This window comes from Bellilinea sp. (assembly GCF_053501535.1).
Genome location: NZ_JBRCOK010000027.1, coordinates 1 through 6,602, shown reverse-complemented (window position 1 = coordinate 6,602; position 6,602 = coordinate 1). Strand labels below are relative to the sequence as shown.

The window sequence follows — 6,602 nt, the reverse complement described above, 5'->3', positions numbered from 1 at the left end:
CGGAAAAATTACCGATTTTCTTCAGTGACATTCGAGTTTGAAATCACTTAAAGTCTATTGTAGCATTCAAAAAATTGAACGGTCAACCAAACTGCCTTTCAATTGGGTTTGGTTATCAATATTGTTAACTGGCCCGATTATTCATCCTCGAAGCGTAAACTGTAGAGATGATAGTATATCCCCCCTTTTTGCAATAGTTCAGCATGAGTGCCATCCTCAATAATCTCTCCGTTTTCGATGACCAGAATCCGATCCGCGTTGGTGATTGTAGATAGACGATGAGCGATAATTAAAGAGGTGCGCCCTTTCAATAGGCGGTTAAGGCCAGCCTGAATCATACGCTCGGTTTGGGTGTCTACACTGGAAGTGGCTTCATCCAATATTAAGATGCGTGGATCAGCCAGCAAGGCACGAGCAAATGAGATCAATTGACGCTGCCCGACCGATAAAATGGCGCCGCCTTCTTCTACGGGTGTGTCATAACCGTGTGGTAATTAGCGGATAAACTCATCTGCTCCCACCGTTTTGGCAGCGGTTTCGACTTCTTCATCACTCGCAATCAATCTGCCAAAGCGGATATTTTCACGGACGGTTCCGGAAAACAGAAAGGGGTCTTGAAGGACGATGCCAAATTGTCGGCGTAGACTCTGCTGGGTCACCTGACGAAGATCGTAACCGTCAATTCGGACAATTCCTTCAGTTGGATCGTGGAAACGGGCAACCAGCTTGATCAGAGTGGATTTTCCTGCTCCGGTTTTTCCGACCAGCGCAACAGTCTGACCTGCTGGAATTGTCAAATCAATATTGCGCAAAACCGGGGTAGGATCATCTGAATAGTGAAAACTGACATTTTCAAAGCGAATTTCCCCTCGAATCGCAGGCATTTCAATGGCATCCGCCGCGTCCTGTACCTCAATGGGGGCATTCAAAAGGTTGAGAATGCGCTCGCCGCTAGCCATGGTGGATTGGAAGGTATCAAAGCGGCGGCTCAGATCACGGATTGGGTCGAAAAAGCGGTTTATGTACAATACAAAGGCAACCAACGTGCCGGGTGAAATTTGTTCTCCCAAAACGGCGCTGCCTCCCAGCCAGACGACCAGTGCCATGGCTGTAATGCCCAAAAAATCAACACTGGGAAAGAATTGCGCAGCCAGGCGCGCGGCTTTGAGGTTGACATCCAGGTTGTTGCGGTTCACCACATCTCGAAAGTAGGTGTAATTTTTATCCTCACGCGAAAATGCCTGTACAACCCGTAAGCCGTTGATATTTTCAGCGAGGACGGAATTGACCCAACTGATGGCCTTGCGTGTTTCTCTGTAATATTCACGGGCACGCTTCCGAAAGAGGCGTGTGCTGAAAATGATGAGCGGGATCACACTGAAGGTTAGCAAAGAAAGGCGCGGGTTCATACCGAACATGGTAATTACAATGCCAACCAGTACAAATAAATCGCGGGCAATGGCGAGCATGGCCCAGGTAATAAATTCTCTTAAAACACTCACATCGTTGATCACCCGAACGATGATACGCCCGACTGAGTAATGTGAGAAAAAACTGAGGGAAAGTTGTTGAAGATGATGAAATAATTTCGACCGGACATCAAAGATGATGGATTGTCCGACTCGGGACATGATAAAAACCCGTCCGTAGATGGCGGACCATTGCAGAGTGGCAATAGTCAGGTAAAGCAGGACGATATTGCGCAATGCCGGAAGAGACTGTCCATCCACGCCTTCGTCCACGGCCAGTTTCACCAGGTAGGGTCCAGCCACCGAGGCCGCTGAGGTGATTGCCATGAGGATCAATGAGACCAGCAAGGGTTTCCAGTAAGGCTTTACAAATGCCATCAATCCACGAATTACCTGTGGGTCGTAGCCTTTGAATTGCACATCCTCATGAATGTTGGATGGAACGGTGACAGCCATGCTATTTTTTTTACTCCAACGAATTTCCTGATCGAAAATTGACTTTAGAACGAGCAACTTGTGAAAGGGGGAGGACTTCTTCCAGTTCTTCCTGATTTCTCAGCTGAAGTTCATAAATTTGACGGTAAAAACCATTTAATGCAAGCAGTTGAGAATGAGTGCCCCGTTCAATAATGCGACCCTGTTCCATCACCAGAATCAAATCGGCTTTTTTTACGGTCGAAAGACGTTGAGCAATAATCAGGGTGGTACGGCCTTCCATTAGTACGGATAAAGCCTTTTGAATTAAGTGTTCTGTTTGCACATCTACGCTGGAAGTTGAGTCATCCAGAATCAGGATCCGCGGATTCATCAATAGCGCTCTGCCAATGGCAATCCGTTGACGCTGACCGCCCGAAAGAGTAACTCCCCGCTCGCCAACTACGGTATCATAACCTTCCGGCAGTTCCATGATGAAATCATGTGCTTGGGCTGCTTTGGCTGCAGCGATAATTTCTTCCTCGCTGGCATCCGGACGTCCGTAAGCCAGATTTTCCCGGATCGTGGTGGAGAAGAGGAGGGAAGTCTGCAGAACAATGCCAATTTGACGCCGGAGAGATGAAAGATCCATCCGGCGAACGTCAATACCGTCAATTTTTACAGCACCTTCACTGACATCATAAAATCGGGGGATCAGGTTGACCAGCGTAGTCTTGCCCGAGCCGGTTGCGCCGATGATCGCTACCCGCTGGTTTGGTTCAATCTTCAAGTTGATGTCACTGAGGATAGGCCTTTCATGTTCATTGTAGCGAAAAGAAACTCGCTCAAAGAGAATTTCCCCTCGAAAGGGAGGGCAAACCATAGCGTTGGGCGGGGATTGAATATCCGGCTGGGTTTCAAGTATTTCAAAGGTGCGTTGCAAACCGGCATAAGCTTCACCAGCAGCGTTGACCAGCCATGCCAATTGTTGCGCCGGGTTTGCCAGCAGAAGCATATAACTGTTAAAGGCAACCAGTTCTCCAACGGTGATCTCGCCGCGGATTGCCATTTGACCGCCAAACCACAGAATTAAGATTGTGCCAAGGGTGACTAAAAAGATGGTCGAGGGCATGACTTTTGCCCATTCCCTTACGACCGTAATTTGTCGGTCATACAATTTACGGTTGGTTTGGTCAAAGCGTAGGGTTTCAAACTTTTCTTGAGCAAAAGCACGTACTACCTGAACACCGACTACATTTTCCTGCAAAATGGAGGAAAGTTCGCCTAGGGTATTATCCACCGCAAGGAACAATCTTCCTACACGCTTGCCAAAATCTGTGGTCAGCAATATCAGCGGAATCAGCGGCGAGATGGCAATGGCTGCCAGCAACGGGTGGCGGCTAAAGAGGTAAATTCCAATGCCGAAGAGAAGGATGATAATTCGGGCCAGTTCGACCAGCCCATGACCGGCAAAGTTCTGCAGGGAGCGCACATCTTCAATGACCCGGCTGATAAGTTGACCAGTTGGCATGTGGTCATGGTATTGAAAGGATAAGCGTTGAATGTGGTCATAAAGGCGGTTGCGCAGGTCATAAGCCACATGGTGAGCGATCCATTCGGTCAGGTATTGTTCCCGAAAACTGACCAGCGCTTTAATCAGACCCAACACCAGAATTATCCCGGCTGAGACCATCAGAAAGCGATTGTTATTATCCTTTAGACCGATATCAATCACTTGTCGGATGATCGCCGGGAAGGACATTTCAATCAGGGTGAGGAAGAGCAGGAAGACACCGGCAAGCACGATTTGTCGAATATAAGGCTTGACCAGTGTACTTAAGTTTCGAAGATGCCTTTTCATTTCCTGCTGCGAAGCGACCTTTCCTCCATGAAAAAATATAAATGATTTAATGGAGTTATTTTACAAAGAGAAATTCTGTTGGTCCTGGTAAACCAGTCCAATTTCATCATATTCAACACGGGCGTAAAGCGTAAAATAACGTCTTTCCAGTGGAAGCTGGCGCAGATGCATGGTAATGACCAGATCGAAATCAATGTTTTCCACAATATAGGCGCTGGCAACAACCTGATCATCCGCAGCACGGATCTCAAACTCCAGATTGGGAGGTTTTTGAAAGGGGGTGAGCCGGGCATGAACGCGCACCCGCTGGCGGTCTTCCCATGGTTCAATCTGCAGATTCAGGAACCTGACCTGTTCGGGCGGAACAGCTTGAGGATGGGGTTGTAAAGGATTGTATCGCTTCATTCAAATTATTTTTCTGGCTTCCATGTAAAACCGTTTCTCAATTGCCTCTCCCATTGAAAAAGTTTTCCGGGGAAGTACACCGTCCAGAATCACGGTCTTGAACAATTCGTTTTTATCCATGGCGGGCAGATAAAAACCGCAATTGCCTTCCTGCCGGGAGAGATGATACAGGGCTTCCTCGCCGTGTACATAATCAATTTTTTCGGCTCCGCCTTGTTTCAGCCAGTCATCCAAAAAAGCTTGCAGACTTCCTACCGGTAAATTGGAAGTTGGCTTGTGGATGGCGGCAGTAGCAAAGCCCTGCGGTGATACGATACCGATCATCTGGTCATTGCTGGACTGGTTTTTAACCATATTTTCCATTGCTTCTGCGTTCGGGCAATCGGCTATCGTTACGCCAGTTTCGCCAAAATAGTGGGCAAGTGCGCTTACAGGTGATTGTTTAATACCAAAGAGCACGCGGTGAATTGGCTCAAAAACCAAGCCGGGGTCATGCAGATTTTCAATTTCGACCAGCGCATAACGCGCAGGATGATGCATTCCCACGCAGGGTTTCAGTTTTTCCCAGCAGGCCTTGGCAGTCGCCAGAGAGTGATTACCATCTCCAACCGCAAAAAGCAAAACGCCTTTTTCGTTCCCAACCCCATACTTGGGGTAGAAAACCTGAGGGGCTGCCAGATGTTCGAGCGATTTAATAATTTGTTTTTCCAGGTTGAGATCGGTGATGAGCGCTCCTTTCAGATGTCCACTGCCTTGCATCAATTCAAAATCATAGAGAGGGATCAGCGCATTGGCATGTTGGCTGATCGGTTCAATAACCGTGCGGTGCGGGTCATCAATCAGCACCAAAATATGAGGAAGCTCGAGCGCTGCTCCTTCGCGGATGCGCATGCGAGGTGGTATCCGCTCCAGGATGGTGCCTTCTGTTGCTCGAATGAGGGATTGAGAACCGGGGGAATAATCGTACTTTTCCAGGTCTAGCGCGAGAATCAACCCATGGCGGGTTTTGCCCATTACCGTGCGTTCAACATAAATTAAACCGCTGTACACTTCAAAAATGCCGTCGTCCAGGTACCGCCGCATGGTTTTTTGAGCGGTCTGGATGCGTTCCATTTCCTCTGGTTTACCTAAATAAACCTCAGGCAAAATTAAATTTAACGTGGATGGAGCATCGCCAACCTCTCTGGCTACCTGTTCCCAGTATTCGGGTTGAGAGGTGAATTGATCGCAGGCAATGGTTGCCCATTTGCGAAAATCAATCCCTTTTTTGGGAAGTAAAACATCCGCAACCTGCACGCCAATCTCGGAATATATTCGCATTGTTGTAACCTCGGAGGTGATTTACAGGGAAAAGAAAACGGTCTTTTTCATTTTACCAAAGACCGTTCAATAAAAAAGAGGTATGGGAACAGAAAGGAAATCTGTCAATCAATATCAGGAAGATTGACCAATCACATTCCTGCCATGTAGGCGATCCCTACAGTACCGGGACCGGTATGGGTGCCGATGACGGGTGAAACGGTGGCGGCAAAGGCTTCAGCTATTTCGGCAGGTTCAAAACGCTGACAGGCTTTTTCGAGCAGGCGTTCGGCTTCGGCGGGTGCATTGGCGTGCAGGGCAGCAATGCGAACCGGCCGCTGACTGCCCACCCGTTCTACAAAAATATCAATCAGGCGATCCACCGCTTTGTTCATGGTGCGGATTTTTTCAACCGCCACAATTTTTCCGTTCTCCAAACCGAGGATTGGTTTAAGACCCAGAGCAGTACCGAGAAAAGCGGCAGCGCCTCCAATGCGTCCCCCACGGTGTAGAAATTCCAGCGTGCTGACGGCGAATAAAACCCCGGTATGGTTTACGGCTTTTTCGGCAATTGTTTTACACTCCTCCAATGAAGCGCCTTGTTTGGCCGCACGGGCTACCTGCAAGGCTTGAAAACCCAGACCCATGCCCGCTGAAAAAGAATCAATGATAACAACCCGATCGGTGTTAAGGGTCTGTTTGGCCTGTACAGCGGAATCAATGGTGCCCGAAAGGGCCGCCGAGATGTGGATGGAAAGGATATCGTAGCCCTGTTCCAGGAGGGAAGTGTAAACTTGTTGAAAGGCAGCAGGTGAAGGTTGTGATGTGGTGGGCATCACTTTAGCATGCTGCAGACGAGTGTAGAATTCCAATGGAGTTATGTCCACTCCATCGCGGAAGGTTTCTCCTCCCCACACAACCTGTAACGGAATCGTGTGCAGAACATAACCATTGGCTAAATGTTCGGGGATATAGGCAGTACTGTCAGTGACGACGGCTACCTTTGACATGTTTTTTCTCCTTCAAGTTCTTTATTATTATATTATTCCTTTGCCTATAACCCCATTCTTTGTAAAAAGTTGCGAAAGGCGGCTTGAAAATTTCTTCAGGTCTTAACCTTGACCATTGTTGTTTATCCGACTAGAATTGGGAGG

The 6,602-nt window shown here is 48.1% G+C and carries 4 protein-coding genes and 1 pseudogene; all 5 read right to left on the bottom strand.

The features are described 5' to 3' along the window. Window positions 1-137: 137 nt before the first annotated feature. The 5 genes and pseudogenes from ACWIZX_RS02950 to ACWIZX_RS02930 all read right to left on the bottom strand — a co-directional run bounded on the left by ACWIZX_RS02950 (window position 138) and on the right by ACWIZX_RS02930 (window position 6,458). A pseudogene (locus ACWIZX_RS02950) lies at window positions 138-1,847 on the bottom strand (ABC transporter ATP-binding protein). An 88-nt stretch (window positions 1,848-1,935) separates the two neighbouring features. Beyond that, window positions 1,936-3,744: an ABC transporter ATP-binding protein gene (locus ACWIZX_RS02945; protein ID WP_448334758.1), complete on the bottom strand. Its 1,809-nt coding sequence runs from the start codon at window positions 3,742-3,744 to the stop codon at window positions 1,936-1,938. A 60-nt stretch (window positions 3,745-3,804) separates the two neighbouring features. Then, entirely contained in the window at window positions 3,805-4,149 is a 345-nt protein-coding gene (locus ACWIZX_RS02940) for a hypothetical protein (protein WP_448334757.1), read from the bottom strand. Next, window positions 4,150-5,469 carry a DUF1015 domain-containing protein gene (locus ACWIZX_RS02935; protein WP_448334756.1) on the bottom strand — a complete coding sequence of 440 codons (1,320 nt, stop codon included), beginning with the start codon at window positions 5,467-5,469 and terminating at the stop codon, window positions 4,150-4,152. It abuts the gene before it with no gap. Between the two features lie 131 nt (window positions 5,470-5,600). Next, complete coding sequence (locus tag ACWIZX_RS02930) at window positions 5,601-6,458, bottom strand: DegV family protein (protein WP_448334755.1); 858 nt, start codon at window positions 6,456-6,458, stop codon at window positions 5,601-5,603. Between the last annotated feature and the right edge of the window lie 144 nt (window positions 6,459-6,602).

What these genes read in the sequence shown, in the direction of transcription:
- ACWIZX_RS02940 (WP_448334757.1), bottom strand. Translation starts at nt 4,149, where the DNA reads ATGAAGCGATACAATCCTTTACAACCCCATCCTCAAGCTGTTCCGCCC.
- ACWIZX_RS02945 (WP_448334758.1), bottom strand. Translation starts at nt 3,744, where the DNA reads ATGAAAAGGCATCTTCGAAACTTAAGTACACTGGTCAAGCCTTATATT.
- ACWIZX_RS02930 (WP_448334755.1), bottom strand. Translation starts at nt 6,458, where the DNA reads ATGTCAAAGGTAGCCGTCGTCACTGACAGTACTGCCTATATCCCCGAA.
- ACWIZX_RS02935 (WP_448334756.1), bottom strand. Translation starts at nt 5,469, where the DNA reads ATGCGAATATATTCCGAGATTGGCGTGCAGGTTGCGGATGTTTTACTT.